Origin of the sequence: Micromonospora sp. NPDC023814 (genome assembly GCF_040639595.1) — a bacterium.
Lineage (GTDB): Bacteria > Actinomycetota > Actinomycetes > Mycobacteriales > Micromonosporaceae > Micromonospora.
This window is the reverse complement of sequence record NZ_JBFAAF010000122.1, coordinates 1-13431: the sequence shown is the minus strand read 5'-3', so window position 1 is coordinate 13431 and position 13431 is coordinate 1. Positions and strand designations below refer to the sequence as shown.

Here is a 13431-nt window from a genome sequence, read left to right as displayed (position 1 = left end):
GCGTGTTGGGCAGTGTCACGATGATCCTCTTCCTGTCTCCCAGCAAGCCTAGCTTCACCGGGGAGGCTGCCTCATCTCAGCCTGGCAGACAGGGCCTGACCGGCCGCTGCAGCCCTGGTGGCGTTGAGGAGATGCTCGGTGCCCTCAGCCTTCGTCAGGTAGCTCAGCGCGCCCAACTCCAGGCACTGAAGTGCGATCACGTCGTCGGCGCGCATCGAGTAGACGACGACCCGCCGCCCCGCCTGCACCAATCTGCGCAGGTCGCCCATCGCCGGGGTCGGTCCGCCCAGGTGCAGGTCGAGGATGACCACGTCGGCCTGGGCACCCTCATCGACCCACGCGACGCGGACGTCCTTGCCTGAGGCGGCCACCCGTATCGGCGGTGTTCCGGAGGACAGCCAGTGGGCCACCCCGGCCAGCACGGCCGGGTGGTCATCGACGATCACGGCGCTCAGCTGTTCCTCGTCTGCCATCTGGCCTCCATTCGCACATACTCGCCATGAGTGTCATAGTCGACTACAACCTGTGCGGAGATCGCGGTGACCACGTCGGGGCCGGTGCCGGCATCCGCCATCACCGCGACCCGCACGTCCTCGCCGGTACGCAGCACACTCACCCGCGCGTGGGACTGTGCCGCAGCCAACGTCGCCACGACAGGGCTGGTGAGTTCCCGACGCACGTCGGGGGGCACCGCCACGGCCGCGCCGCTGACCGCCAGCGACACCTCGATGCCGCGTCGTTCGGCCTCATCGACACACGCGGTGACTTCGTGCACCAGCGGATCAGGGACTTCGTCGTTCTCGGCGAACAACCTGCGGAGCTGGGTCGCCGCGAGGGAGCACCGTCGTCGGGTGTCGTCGTCGCGGGGGTCCAGCACGCCATCGGCCAAGTCTGCTAGTAGCGGCAGTGTCACGCCCAACTGCCCGGCGAAGACGGTGCGCTGTTCCTGTTCCCACTGCTCGACCGCCATCACCCTTGTGATCAGCTGCTCCTGCTCGGCGGTTACTGACATCGCCTGATGGGTTCTGTGGCGCAGCATCCGCGAGATCGGCACGACCGCCAGCTGGATGCTGGCAGTGCTGAGCGCGACGATGCCCGCGGCACCGATCCCGGCGCGGTCCGGCACGACCGCTAACAAAAATTGGCCAACGCTCGCCGTCAGATGCACGGCCATGGCGGTGAGCAGCACGGGCACGCGGTCCAGGAGCAGTAGCAACAGATGCCACCCCACCAGGCCGAACGACCAGTCTGGGGTGCCGAAGTGCTCGCCCGGTGGCAGGACGCGGGTGGCAGCGGCCGAGGCTGCCAGCGTGACCGCCGTGCCGACCACCACGACGGCGGGCGGTATGGGCTTTCGGCGCACCACCCACACGGCACAGGCGGCGGTGACGAGCGCCAGTGCCGTGAAAGCGGCCACGGCGACCCACCTCGGCTGGTACTCATATTCGATCAGTGGCCGTACACACAGCCCGAATTGCACGACGCCGGTGACGCACAGCAGCGCAATCCGCATCGTGGGGTGCACGTGGTCGCGCGCGGCGCGGCTCTCAGGCACCGGGCCACATCAGCCGCACGGAGGTCCCTGTACCGGGGCGCGAGGTGACAAGGGCGTTGCCGCCGGCCGTGGTCATGCGTTCGACGATCGAGCCCCGAATGCCGCGGCGGGAGTGCGGCACCTCGCCAGGGCAGAACCCCACGCCCGCGTCGTCGACCGTAACGACTACGCGGTCCCCCTCGACGTGGATGCTCAGCGTGGCGTCGCGTACTGCGGCGTGCCGCTCGACGTTGGCCAGCGCTTCACGTACTGCACGCACCAGCGCGAGTGCTGCCGACGCGGGCACCACCGTCCCTTCCCGCCAGAGGACGTTGACGGTCAGTGGAGTTCGATCCACGACGGAGCGCAGCGCGACATTTAGGTCCACCGGGCTGTCCTGCGAGTTCTGCCCACCTGTAGCGCCTGTGAGCACGGTCAGGTCGTGCCGTGCGTACTCGGCCACCTGCTCGGGGTCGGTATCCCGGCCGTGCGTCGTCACCAGGAGAAACGTTGCCGAGGCCGTGTCGTGCAGCAACGCGAGGAACTCCCGTTCCTGGGAGTGCCGCGCCACCGCCACCGCCTCGGCCCGCGCCAGCACCGCCTGGCGTGCCCGCAATACGTCCACGCGCCTGCTGGACCGCTGCAACAACACGAACGCCAGACGCGCCATGACGCACTCGACCAGCAGCCGCAGGCCGACCGCGCTCCCCTCGCCCACGCCAACCATGGCGAAGCCGGCCACGAGCAACCCGGCCGTGACGGGCAGCGACACCTTCGGCGGCCAGTCCCACTGCAAAGTGATCGACGTCGTGGTCAGCACGTTGAGTGCCCACTGATTGGGCTTTCCATCGGTCCACTCCTGCGTCACGCAGATCGCCGCAACACGCGCCAACGTGAACGTAAGCGCCAGTGGCGCCGCACGCTCGGAAAACCCGGCGCGGCAGTCCACCACGGCACCGACCACCATCAGCCCGAACAGCGCGAACCCTAGCGGCAGTGCATCGCCGGGAACCGTCAGAAGCCCGAAAGCGCTGATGAGCAATAGCACGAACCCACGCATGGGCGCCGCGTACCGGCGTGCTGAGGCCAGGAACTCCGCCTCTACGCTGCCCGGCCCTGAACTCGACGGCATGGCGATCTGTCATGTCCCGCGGCAGGAGCAGGACGTCTGCGGCCGCGTCACGAGACTGCGATCAACTTCGATAACCACGCGAAGACCCTAACCGTCTAGGTTCGGGGCGCACAGCACCCCTCAACGTGGGAGTCGGTTGATGGCAGGCGACGGGTTCAGCAGACGGACCTTCTTGTACGCAACGGTGGCGGCCGGTACTGCCACTGCGGTCAGTATCGGGGCGCGCGCAGCCGAGGCAGCCGTCCCAGGTTTCTACAACCCCTTCAGTGGCTATCCGATCACTGGGACCTGGCAGGAACATCTCAACCAGGTTCGGCCGTGGCGCAGCACGGCCCGAGCCGGTGACATCTATGCCGCCCGGCGGGTCACCGATGCGCGCAGCATCGACCGCACCCGCCCCTGAACAGCCGCCCCGCGGCAGCCCAGCCGCCCGTGATGGAGGAGCCGTGACCGTTCTCGATGACGCCTTCGGCGCTGTACCAGCTCCGATCTACACCCATCACGAGCGGTACGGAGAAACCGTGCACCGATCCCAGCCCGAGTCCATCCGCCGCGAACTGGCCGCCTTGCAGGTGCGCGCCGGGGACCGGGTGTTGGAGATCGGTACCGGCTCCGGGTACAGCGGCGCCATCCTCGCCAATCTCTGCGGGCCGCGCGGACGGGTCATCAGCGTCGACATCAGCGACGATCTCGTCCGACGTGCCACGGCGATCCACGCCGAACGCGAGGTCACCGGTGTCGACTGCCACGTCGCCGACGGCCTCGCCGGCTATCCGGCCGCAGCCCCCTACCACCGTGCTGTGGCCTGGTGCGCGCCCCCACGGCTCCCACGAACTTGGATAGACCAGGTTGTCGACGGTGGGCGGATCGTCGCCTGCCTGCCAATCGCGCAGCTGCCGTCCACCACACTGATCGCCACCATCACCGTCGAGGCCGGGCAGCCGTGCATTGAGGCCGTCACCGGCGGCGGCTACGCCCAGAGCACCACCACAGCGGTCGACGACGCCCTGACCGTCCCCGGCCGCTGGGTCGACTGGTGCGACTACCAGCCGGATCCGTCCTGGATAGCCATCGGCTGGCGCGCCGACGATGACGACCAGCGCACCGGCGCCCGCTCAGCGCTCAACCACCTGCTGCACCCGGGACACACCGAAACCTACAACCGGCAACCGCTGGACTGGCGGTCGTGGCACACCTACGCGGCAGCCCTCGGCGACCCGCACCTGAGCCTCGCCGCCCTCCGCAACCAGATCCGCGGCATCGGCCACACCACCGCCACTTCGGCCGCCGTGATCCTAACCGACGCCACCCTCATCGCCGACAGCCCGGACTCACCGTCACTGAGCATCCTGCGGGACTGGCTCGAACAATGGGAACGCGCCGGCCGCCCCGCCGCCGACTCCTTCACCACCGCTCTCGTGCCCTACCACGGCGGCGACTTTCCCGGCTGGGACCTGCGTGCGTTCTACTGACTCCACCGAAGAAACCGTCAGAAGACGAACCGAGCACGCAGGGTGGGAGAGTCCTGGGGGCATTTGTCGCCTTCGTCGAAGCGCGTCGTGACCCGCCGGCTACCGGTGCCGCGCCGCCGTGGGATCTGCCCGTGACCGTCGCGCGTCTCCCACACGTCGCACCCGGACAGTTCCCCGCACCGACCATTCACGAGAAGGGGCGTTCATGGATTCTGCTGTTGCGAGCACGTCACCGGAGCAACTGCGCGCCGCCCTGGCGGCACACCTGTCGAAGAAGGAGTGGATCCGGACACCAGCGGTGCGCGCGGCGTTCCGCGCCGTGCCGCGGCATCTGTTCGTGCCGGACACCGTCACCCTGACAGAGGCGTACGCCGACGATGTCGTGATCACCCAACGCGACCCGGCCGGGAAAGCAACCAGCTCAGTGTCGGCGCCCTGGCTGCAGGCCCACATGCTGGAACAGGCCGCCCTGCGGCCCGGCGCCCGGGTCCTCGAGATCGGCTCCGGCGGCTACAACGCCGCGCTGATCGCCGACGTCGTCGGCCCGGACGGCAAGGTCGTCACCGTCGACATCGACACCGACGTCATCGACCGCGCCCGCACCGGCTTGGACCGCGCCGGCTACCGGCACGTGACGGTGGTGCACGGCGACGGCGAGTACGGACACCAGCCCAGCGCCCCGTACGACGCCATCATCGTCACCGTGGAGACACCGGACCTCCCACCGGCCTGGCTCACCCAACTCGCCCCGGACGGTGTTCTCATCGTGCCGCTGCGGATGCGCAACATGACCCGGTGCCTCACCCTGCGACGCCACGAGGAACATCTTCTCGCCACCACGGCACTGCAATGCGGGTTCGTGCCGATGCAGGGCGACGGGCGCAGTCCCACCCGCCGTCTGGCCCTACGCGGCGACGACGTCGTCCTGACCCTGGACGACACCACCACCGAGGTGGGCCTGGACGCACTCGCCTCCGCGCTGCACTCGCCACGGCTGGACGCCTGGTCGCCGGTCACCATCACGATGCAGGAAGGCTCTTCCTTCGAGTCACTGCACCTGTGGCTGGCCAGTCAGCCCAAGCCCTTCGGCACTCTCACCGTAGACCGCGAGCGCGCCGCCGGCCTGATCGACCCTCAAGACCGGTTCGTCTGCCCGACCCTGCTCACCGCCGACAGCTTCGCCTACCTCGCCATGCGGAAACTCGACGACTCCACCTGGCAGTTCGGCGCCCACGGCTTCGGACCCGGTGCCGACACCCTCACCGCCGACATGCTCGACCTCATCGCGGTCTGGGACCACGACCACCGGCACGGCCCCGGCCCGAGGATCACCGTGCACCCCACCGGCACACACCCGCCCGCACCCGACCGGCCCCAACTGCTCGTCACCCGCCGCCACGCCACGATCACCGTCACCTGGCCCGCCACGGGAGAACCGCGGTGACCGTCGACCCGTCGCGCACCGAACGTGACTCCCCGCAGCTGCCCACGCTGGTCGTGATTCGCGGCAATTCAGGCTCGGGAAAGACCACCACCGCCCACGAAGTTCGCAGAAGAGCAGGCCGGGGCACTTAGTGGAACAGGATTACCTCCGCAGAGTCCTGCTCAGAGAACACGGCGGCAACCGGATGCAGCCGGTGGCGCCGGCGTTCATCGCTGCGACCGCGCGTGCCGCGCTCGAAGCCGGCTACCACGTCATTTCTGGAAGGCATCCTGGACAACCGCGGCCATGGCGCGATCCTGCGCCGGCTGATCGCCCGAGCATTCCGGGCCGAGCACCGTCTTCTACTTCGACCTCCTCGCTGACGGCACGGAAGCAACGGTGGTCACCGGTTTGGATGCCCCTTCCCGCTACTGGTGATCGCCACCGTGTTTCGCCGGGCCACCGGCCGGGCGGTCTGCGCCGCGTTCGCCGCCGCCCTAACCCGGATCGGCGTGCCGGGCGAAGTGCTCACGGATAACGGCAAACAGTTCACCGGCCGGTTCACCAAACCCCGCCCGGCAGGGGCATTGCGTAGTCGGATTGCTCCTGGTAGCGGTGTCGATGAGGTGTTTGGGTCGGCGGTTGGCGCGTCTGGTGGCGCTGGCGATGTTGAATTCACCGTTGCTGTGGTGCTATCCGATGGTCCCGTCCAGATCCCGTGCCCAGTCCGCGATCGCGGCGAACGTGACTGCGCCGGCCAGCACCGCGCACACCGCCACCGCAAGAGGTAACCTGGGCGCGGGACCCGTCCGAAGGCGATCGGGTCGAGCCCGTTAGGTTTCGCTGCCAGGTCCGGTCTGTCCTTCAGGGCCCGGCACCGGTCGGGCTCGACATCGACTGGGGAGACAGACATGGCGGTAGGAGTGTTTGCGGGCATCCCGGTGCGCGACTATGACAGCGCCCTGGAGTGGTACAAGCGGCTGCTCGGTGCTGAACCGGCCTTCTATCCGAACGAGATCGAGGCGGTCTGGCAGTTGGCCGAGGATCGGTACGTGTACATCATCCAGGATCCCGACCGGGCCGGCGGAGCTGTCAGCATGATTTGGGTCGACGACCCAGTCGCCGAGGTTGCGAGGATCTCCGGACGGGGCGTGGAGCCGGTCGACGTTGAGAAGCACGAATCAGTCTGGAAGTACGTCTTCCACGACAGCGACGGCAACGAGACCGGAATCGGCGGAGAGGTCTCGACGACCGGATGATCACTGGCCCCGCGCTGTAGGCGTGGTGACCTCGGACCACTCTTCCCCCGTCCCCCCGTAGTTCAATCGAGCGCCAGTGATTTGCCATCCCGTGTGCCGTTGACCCACCCGACGGGGAGCGAGGTGGGGCCAGGGGTGTCGAGGTGGAGCGCCCTACCTGACGAACGACCTCGACACCCTGGTCCTGGTCTGCTCGGCTCGGCCTGGGGTCGTCGGCAGGCAGTGATGCTTCCGCTCCGCCCCGGAGCCGAAGCGCCCCCCGCCGGAGACGTCCTCTGTGGTGAGTCGGAGCTATCGCGTAGTCGTTTGATGTGGGGCTGACCTGGGCTTTCGGCTGTGTTGGCTGGGGCGGGGTCTCGTGGGGCGGGTGTGGCCCCATCGGTGATCATGGTGGTTCCTGACGCCACCTGGTTCGGAACGAGGACTACACCCGCAGATGTCATCATCGCCGATCGCGGTGTTGTTGCCGCATGGACCAACCGCTTCCATCCAGCCGGTCGTGTTCACCGAACGTGAGCGGCTCGGGTTGTTGGCCGCGCTGGCTGCTGTGCCCGACCCGCGGGATCCGCGCGGGGCCCGTTATCCGCTGGCCAGCCTGCTGGCGGTGGCGGTGTGCGCGGTGCTGGCCGGAGCGGTCACGTTCGCCGCGATCGGGGACTGGGCTCGGGATCTGGACCGGTCGGCGTGGGCCAGGCTCACCACCGATCTGAACCGCACCAAGGCCATGCACCAGATCACGATCACCACCGGATGAGCGCTCACATTGTGATCTGGCAGGAGTGCCTGGTCGGCGGCGGTGTCCTGCTGCCCGATCATGACCGCTGCTGACCGCCTGGGACACCGGCTACTGGCAGGTGGCTGGCACGGCTGCGCGGTTGTCCGGCGTACGGCTTACCGCCACCGGCCTCCGGGCGGGGGCGGCTTGCCGTGTCGCCGGCTCTCCACGGCCTGGACCCCCGGTATCCGATGGCAAGCCGCGAAGCGGCGCGGCAGCCGATCGCCCGGGGCTCGGCGGACGCCGACCGCCGTCGCGATCGTTAGGGCAGTGCCAGCCGTTCGACGACAAGATCCGCGCCAACCTACATGGCCGCGTGAGTGTTGGCCCTGCTGACCTGCCGCCCAGGTCGCCTACATCAACCGTGAGTCGATCTCCCAGCCCGGGTAGAGGTTACTCGCGGGGCGAAGGCACGTTGCCTCAGCCCCGTATGCGGACTGTAGCCGGCAGCGCGTACCGGCATCGGCTACTGATCTTCTGGTGGTACGCGGTCCGGCCATGAGCGTACGTTCCTGCGTTCTGGGAAGGCTTGGCTGCCGGCCGGGCCCTGCCCGGGGCGGACCCGGTGATGCGGGCGGAGGCGGAGCGGTGCAGATCCTGTTGGTCGACGGCGTGCATCGATGGCGTTAGGGTAGAAAGGTGACGTACGCCGCCGTGGTGGTCGGCGCTCGGGTCGCCGGCTCCCCGACCGCTATGCTGCTGGCCCGCCAGGGTCACCGGGTGCTGCTGGTGGACCGCGAGACGTTCCCGAGCGACGTGCTGTCGACGCACCTGCTGCATGTGCCCGCGATGGCGTACCTGCGCCGGTGGGGCTTACTGGACCGGGTGGTCGCGACGGGCGCCCCGCCACACGAGCGGTTTACGATGGACTTCGGGCCGTTCGCCATCGCAGGCCCGCCGCCCCCGGTCGACGGCGCACAACACGCCTACTGTGTGCGCCGCACCCTCCTAGACAAGATCCTCGTTGACGCGGCGCGGGAGGCCGGCGCTGAGGTGCGCGAGGGTTTCACCGTCGATGGTCTGCTGCACGACGCCGACGGGCGGGTCACTGGCGTGCACGGCCCGGACGGCCCGGTCAAGGCCCGGATCGTGATCGGCGCCGACGGACTACGCTCGGTCGTGGCCCGCAAGACCGGCGCCGGGACGTATGACGCGACGCCGTCGCTGACGGCCTGCTACTACGCCTACTACCGGTCCGTTTCCGGCCTGGGCGCGGAGATCTACCAGCTCGGCGACCGCACGGTCGTGGTCTTCCCGACCAACGACAACCTGGCGTGCGTGTTCGTCGCCTGCCCGATCGCGCAGTTCCACGCGTTCCGGAAGGACGTCGAGCGCAACTACCTGGAGGCGATCGGCCGAGTGCCCGCACTGGCCGCTCGGGTCGCTGCCGGCGAGCGGGTGGAGCGCATCCGCGGTACGGCGGATCTGCCGAACTTCTTCCGCGAGTCGCACGGGCCGGGCTGGGCCTTGGTCGGCGACGCCGGCTACCACAAGGATCCGTGCATGGCCGCCGGCATCACCGACGCGTTCGTGTGCGCGCAGCTGCTCGCCGATGTTGTCCATCGTGGGCTGGCCGGCGAGCAGGATCTGGACGAGGCCGTGGCGTCGTACGTGGCCGCGCGGGACGACCGGTTCCGACCCGCGCTGCAGCTGACCTGCCAGCTGGCCTCGATGGAGCCGCCGTCAGCGGACATGGCGAAGCTGCTCACCACGATCGCGGCAGACCCAGCGGAAAGCACCCGGTTCTTCGGCATGCTGCAGGGCAGTACCCCGATCCCGGAGTACTTCGACCCGGCCAACATCGACCACATCCTCTCAGCCGGTACACACCGACCACTCGATAGTCAGGAGCCCCGTACATAAACAGACGTCGGCGGCGCCGCCCCCAAAATCTGGGCAATTACGCAAGCAATAGGCGTACAGAATCATCCATCGGTGACTGCATGGCGTGCATGGGGCCGGAACTCGTAGCAAGGTAGTGAACGGAAATGCTTCGGCCCGCGTTCAGATCATCGGTGTGTTGGTTCGACGGCTGTACCTGATGATGATCCGGATCGTCGGCGGGCTGGGCTACTGCTCCTAAGCGACACGGCCCTGCTGGCGGAGGTCCTCGCCCTACACGACGAGGTAGCGGTGCTGCGCCGACAGGTCCGAGGCCGGCCCCGGCTGTCCCGGCCCGACCGGGCCACCCTGCCCGCCCTGCCCAGCTACTACCACCTGCCGCGCGAGCTCAGCCGTCCGACACCAACACGGACCGACACCAGGCGCATGCCTCCCGGAGTCGGCCACAGTGGACGGCAGCACGGCGGGCACGAGCGGCACCGGCTATGACCGCCGCGATCTTCAACCTCCGGGCCTGCGGCAGCCAACGCTGCCGCCCTGGGCGGCGAAGACACCCCTGCGGGCACCGGTGTCGCGGGCCGCCACGGTGGCCTCCGAGGTCAGCCCATCCGGCCCGCGCGGTTGCGATGCGGTCGCCAGCCCCGGAGGCCCTGGTCGAGGCCGCCGTCGGGCGCCAGCTCGCCGAATCCGACGTCCCGGCAGTACAGGTACTTCTCAAGCTCCATGTGCCACACCCGCATATCGCGGCGGGTCCCGCTGGCCAGCGGCCGCTGCCGCCGGGTCGTCGCTCGCCATGGCCGGCGCTCAACGACGCCCTGCCGCAACAGGAAGTCGTAAAGGCAGCCGATCGCTGCCGCGTCGCGATCCCAGGCCGCCTCACCGACCGTCTGCTCGGCCTCGTCGGGCCGCCAACGCCGGAAGTCCTGGATGTCAGCCTCGGAAGCCGACGCCAGGTCGAGCCCTCGGGCCTGCAGAAACTGCAGGAACTGCAGGAACTGCAGCATCAACGCCGTGTACGCGTACCCGCGCATCGTCAGCGTGTTACCACGACGAGGGGCGGAGCGCCCGGATCGCGGCAGCGAGGGCACGGTGGTGAGATCGTTGGGACAAGATCGTGTCGTACCTGGACGGCAGGATGCTGATTTGGCGATCTCGACGGCTCACACCGTCCGTGCGAAGAAAGGACGAGTTGGATGAAGAACGGACCGCCGAGCCGTCTTGCCATCAATCACGATGCCTATCACGCCGAGCATGTGGGGCGCACCGCCGACGGAAGGCAGTTCTTCCTCACCACCCCGTTTGAGCCCGCCATTCGTCGCGAGGACGACGGTCAGGAGTTCGTCGCCCTGTACCTCTTCGATGCCGACGGCCGGTTCCTGGAGGCCAGGATTGACGCCTTCGGTCCCAGAACTCGGATGGACCGGGCGGCGCGGCGGGCGGAATACGACGCCCGGTTGAAGGAACTCGGGGAGGTTACGTTCACCCGTATCGAAGTCGAGCCCTTCGCGATCAATCGGTTCGGTACGACCTTCGGCCTGGTTCCCAGAGAGCCCGAGGATGACGACGACGTATGGTGGGTCACCCTCGAGCCCGGCGACTACATGGCCTTCACCGAACCATGGGACAGCGTCGAGTACGACACCTGATGCCCACTCACGCAGGTGCACCTGTATCGCCGCGTCGGGGTGTTCGCGGATCAGACGATCGAGCAGCTACCGCTCGACGCGCCGGGGCGGGTGTCGTGGTGGCGGCCAGGTGGACAGGCCGTGACGCTGCAAAGGATCATCGTCCACGTGACCTGCGACCTCGCTCGTCACGCCGGTCACGCCGACATCATGCGCGAGCAGCACGACACGGCGATCGGCCTGCGGCGGGAGAACACCAACATCCCTCACGACTACGACTGGCCGGCGTACGTCACCAAGCTGACGAAGCTGGCTGACCGCTTCGGTTAGCCGCCCGGTCCCGTCGGCGCAGTCGGTGAGTTCAGCATCCGCTCTTCGGCAGGTGAGGACGCCACGACTGGCCAGCGCGACAAGGAGCGGACCACCAACGCATCCGCCACGACCGGACGTACGGCATCCGGTTCAGCCAGGCACTGAGCCACTGCCAAGGTGCGGCTCGTGGCGGGTGACGATGAAAGCATCGTCGCCGAGGGACAGCGACTCGCCGGCGGTGCACGAGACGGCGTGGGGGGCTGTCAGCGCGGCTGTGCGCACCCACAGCCGCGCGGGTCGCTCGAACTCGACCGCCCGCAGCCCCCACGTGCCGTCATCGCAGGGAACGGCGAGGTTGACCACCGCTGAGGCGTCGCGTACCGCACCGAACCAGGCGTGGGCGGCGGTGTAGTCGGCCAGCGTGAGCTGCGCTTGCGTTGGTTGACCGGCCACCGTGGATCGAGGTGAGCTAGTCGGAACCAGCGCGTGAACCCAGTGGTCATCTGCGAAACGGCCGGCGATCCGGTGGGCAAGGAGGGGACTCCTGGTGAGCCATCCCTCGGCCAACCGTCGCAACGCATCGTCACGCGCCGCTCCGGGCTGACCGGCAGCGGTGAGCACAGCGTCACCGGCGCCTGCGAAGGTGTCACACAACTCCCGCAGCGAAACCCGGCCGACGGCCTGCGCGTAACGCACCGACCGGATCTCCAGCATCGCCTGGTGGAGCACGGTGGCGGCATCCACGGCCCCACCGGGCGGCAGTGACAGCTGGATCTGCCGCGGCTTGCGCCGGCCGGCGCGGCGGCGTGGAGTGGACGCGTCGGCGGCCTGCCCGGCGTGCGACAGGTGCCACGAGGAGTCGTCGAACCCCACAGTGGCCGAGGCGGCGCGAAGGCGCCCCTGAGTGCCGACACAGACCTCGACTCCGGCGGCATCCGCGGCCAAGGTCGCACCAGCCCCGTCATCGCTGTCGAACCTCACGGCCCGGACGTCGCTGAGGAACACTTGCACGACCGCGTCCCCGCGGTCGCCTGGGGTGGCGTAGCGGCGCGGCGCCGCCAGGGCGACGTAACCGGACAACTCCTGCCCGGCGCGTTCCACCCGCACCGTCCGGACCTCGGCGCGGGCCAGGTCGTAGTCCTTCGCGACGCTCGCGGCAGCCGCCGCGATCAGTGGCGCGGTGCCAGGCTGAACCCGCCCCTGGTAGTCGCGGTAGTGCCCGGCACGGTGGACGAGCGGGGGCAGCAGGGGCTCCAATCGGTGTCCGGCGACCGCGGCCTGCTCGATCATCCACGCCCGCCGGGGCGGCGCCAGATCTGCCATCCACACGAGCGCCGCCCTCGCGCGCCTCTCACGCAACCACGCCGGACGACTGAGCGCCGCATCGAACAGCGGGAAGGTGTTGTTGTCCCAAACGTCCGCGATCTGGACGACAGCCTGCCGGTCGAAGCGGCGACCATCGGCCGCCAGTTCCCCAATGCTGGCCACCGAACGGTCCAGCAGCGCCGCGAACATCGACATGGCAGAAGCCCCGGTCATGACCGAGAAGCCTATGGGCAGCGCGACATGCGCGTCTTGACCACGGGCCCCGCTCGGCTGCGATCACGCCCTCTCATCGGCCACGTCCGGATGTATGCACCCGGCCGTTCACCTTCGTCGCCGGTATCGGGCCGGCCCTGACCCTCGTTCGCGCCCGGTCATGAGCGACCGCGCGCGGACCGCCGCGTGATGTACTCCGGGGCAAGGCCACCTTGCCTCTCGCTCCGGCTCAGGCCCACGGCGGCGGCTCATAGCAGGACGAACGAGAAGTCCCTGCGAGTGCTGCGGTTCAGCGGAATGCCGATCTTGACGCGGCGAGCGATCTCCCCGCAGCTGATGCCCAGCCCCCTCGGCGATGAGCCGTTCGGGGCGAAGGGACACGGGGTCGTCGAAGACGACTGAAACCTGGACAGGCCAGGGGCTGTGACTGATCAGGTGGTCGTTCCGGTTGCGGGTAGCCAGGGACGGCCGGTGGCGAGTTCGGTGAGGGCGTGCATGATGTTGCGGCCGTGCGCGGC

At 68.8% G+C, this 13431-nt stretch carries 12 protein-coding genes and 3 pseudogenes; 10 read left to right on the top strand and 5 right to left on the bottom strand.

Annotated elements, in window-relative coordinates; genetic code table 11:
• Positions 1-71: 71 nt before the first annotated feature.
• Genes AB0G14_RS33495 through AB0G14_RS33485 form a run of 3 tightly spaced genes read right to left on the bottom strand, consistent with a single transcriptional unit; the run spans position 72 to position 2594 of the window.
• A complete protein-coding gene (locus AB0G14_RS33495; RefSeq protein ID WP_357704443.1) occupies positions 72-473 on the bottom strand; it encodes a response regulator in 402 nt (133 codons plus the stop codon).
• On the bottom strand, positions 452-1555 hold the full coding sequence (locus AB0G14_RS33490; protein WP_357704441.1) for a hypothetical protein: 1104 nt from the start codon (positions 1553-1555) through the stop codon (positions 452-454). Before AB0G14_RS33490 ends, AB0G14_RS33495 begins: the two co-directional genes overlap by 22 nt.
• Entirely contained in the window at positions 1548-2594 is a 1047-nt protein-coding gene (locus tag AB0G14_RS33485; protein WP_357704439.1) for an ATP-binding protein, read from the bottom strand. The genes AB0G14_RS33490 and AB0G14_RS33485 overlap by 8 nt, the downstream gene beginning before the upstream one ends.
• Positions 2595-2805: 211 nt before the next feature.
• On the opposite strand from AB0G14_RS33485, the gene AB0G14_RS33480 reads away from it, so the two are divergent.
• From AB0G14_RS33480 to AB0G14_RS33445, 8 genes and pseudogenes are all read left to right on the top strand, one after another.
• The gene (locus tag AB0G14_RS33480; protein ID WP_357704437.1) at positions 2806-3069 is read left to right on the top strand and encodes a hypothetical protein; all 264 of its coding nucleotides are present in this window, start codon (positions 2806-2808) and stop codon (positions 3067-3069) included.
• 43 nt (positions 3070-3112) lie between these two features.
• Complete coding sequence (locus AB0G14_RS33475; protein WP_357704435.1) at positions 3113-4138, top strand: methyltransferase domain-containing protein; 1026 nt, start codon at positions 3113-3115, stop codon at positions 4136-4138.
• A gap of 205 nt (positions 4139-4343) precedes the next feature.
• The gene (fxlM, locus tag AB0G14_RS33470; protein WP_357704433.1) at positions 4344-5582 is read left to right on the top strand and encodes a methyltransferase, FxLD system; all 1239 of its coding nucleotides are present in this window, start codon (positions 4344-4346) and stop codon (positions 5580-5582) included.
• Positions 5583-5638: 56 nt separating this feature from the next.
• Positions 5639-5854: pseudogene (locus tag AB0G14_RS33465) on the top strand (AAA family ATPase); the annotation flags it as partial.
• An 82-nt stretch (positions 5855-5936) separates the two neighbouring features.
• Positions 5937-6142, top strand: a pseudogene (locus tag AB0G14_RS33460) (IS481 family transposase); the annotation flags it as partial.
• A gap of 330 nt (positions 6143-6472) precedes the next feature.
• Positions 6473-6820, top strand: coding sequence for a VOC family protein (locus AB0G14_RS33455; protein WP_357704431.1), 348 nt, complete (start codon positions 6473-6475; stop codon positions 6818-6820).
• A 526-nt stretch (positions 6821-7346) separates the two neighbouring features.
• Positions 7347-7574 carry a transposase family protein gene (locus AB0G14_RS33450; RefSeq protein WP_357704445.1) on the top strand — a complete coding sequence of 76 codons (228 nt, stop codon included), beginning with the start codon at positions 7347-7349 and terminating at the stop codon, positions 7572-7574.
• A gap of 660 nt (positions 7575-8234) precedes the next feature.
• Entirely contained in the window at positions 8235-9458 is a 1224-nt protein-coding gene (locus tag AB0G14_RS33445; RefSeq protein WP_357704429.1) for an NAD(P)/FAD-dependent oxidoreductase, read from the top strand.
• Positions 9459-10036: 578 nt separating this feature from the next.
• On the opposite strand, the gene AB0G14_RS33440 is transcribed toward AB0G14_RS33445, so the two are convergent.
• Positions 10037-10441 carry a hypothetical protein gene (locus AB0G14_RS33440; protein ID WP_357704427.1) on the bottom strand — a complete coding sequence of 135 codons (405 nt, stop codon included), beginning with the start codon at positions 10439-10441 and terminating at the stop codon, positions 10037-10039.
• Between the two features lie 189 nt (positions 10442-10630).
• Between AB0G14_RS33440 and AB0G14_RS33435 the strand changes: the two genes are divergently transcribed.
• Both AB0G14_RS33435 and AB0G14_RS33430 read left to right on the top strand, forming a co-directional pair.
• Positions 10631-11083, top strand: coding sequence for a hypothetical protein (locus AB0G14_RS33435; protein WP_357704425.1), 453 nt, complete (start codon positions 10631-10633; stop codon positions 11081-11083).
• 15 nt (positions 11084-11098) lie between these two features.
• Positions 11099-11392 (top strand): annotated as a pseudogene (locus AB0G14_RS33430) (DUF664 domain-containing protein); the annotation flags it as partial.
• A 132-nt stretch (positions 11393-11524) separates the two neighbouring features.
• Here AB0G14_RS33430 and AB0G14_RS33425 read toward each other — a convergent pair.
• Positions 11525-12913 carry a hypothetical protein gene (locus AB0G14_RS33425; protein ID WP_357704423.1) on the bottom strand — a complete coding sequence of 463 codons (1389 nt, stop codon included), beginning with the start codon at positions 12911-12913 and terminating at the stop codon, positions 11525-11527.
• Between the last annotated feature and the right edge of the window lie 518 nt (positions 12914-13431).

What these genes read in the sequence shown, in the direction of transcription:
- AB0G14_RS33495 (WP_357704443.1), bottom strand. Translation starts at nt 473, where the DNA reads ATGGCAGACGAGGAACAGCTGAGCGCCGTGATCGTCGATGACCACCCG.
- AB0G14_RS33485 (WP_357704439.1), bottom strand. Translation starts at nt 2,594, where the DNA reads ATGCGTGGGTTCGTGCTATTGCTCATCAGCGCTTTCGGGCTTCTGACG.
- AB0G14_RS33480 (WP_357704437.1), top strand. Translation starts at nt 2,806, where the DNA reads ATGGCAGGCGACGGGTTCAGCAGACGGACCTTCTTGTACGCAACGGTG.
- fxlM (WP_357704433.1), top strand. Translation starts at nt 4,344, where the DNA reads ATGGATTCTGCTGTTGCGAGCACGTCACCGGAGCAACTGCGCGCCGCC.
- AB0G14_RS33455 (WP_357704431.1), top strand. Translation starts at nt 6,473, where the DNA reads ATGGCGGTAGGAGTGTTTGCGGGCATCCCGGTGCGCGACTATGACAGC.
- AB0G14_RS33440 (WP_357704427.1), bottom strand. Translation starts at nt 10,441, where the DNA reads ATGCTGCAGTTCCTGCAGTTCCTGCAGTTTCTGCAGGCCCGAGGGCTC.
- AB0G14_RS33435 (WP_357704425.1), top strand. Translation starts at nt 10,631, where the DNA reads ATGAAGAACGGACCGCCGAGCCGTCTTGCCATCAATCACGATGCCTAT.
- AB0G14_RS33425 (WP_357704423.1), bottom strand. Translation starts at nt 12,913, where the DNA reads ATGACCGGGGCTTCTGCCATGTCGATGTTCGCGGCGCTGCTGGACCGT.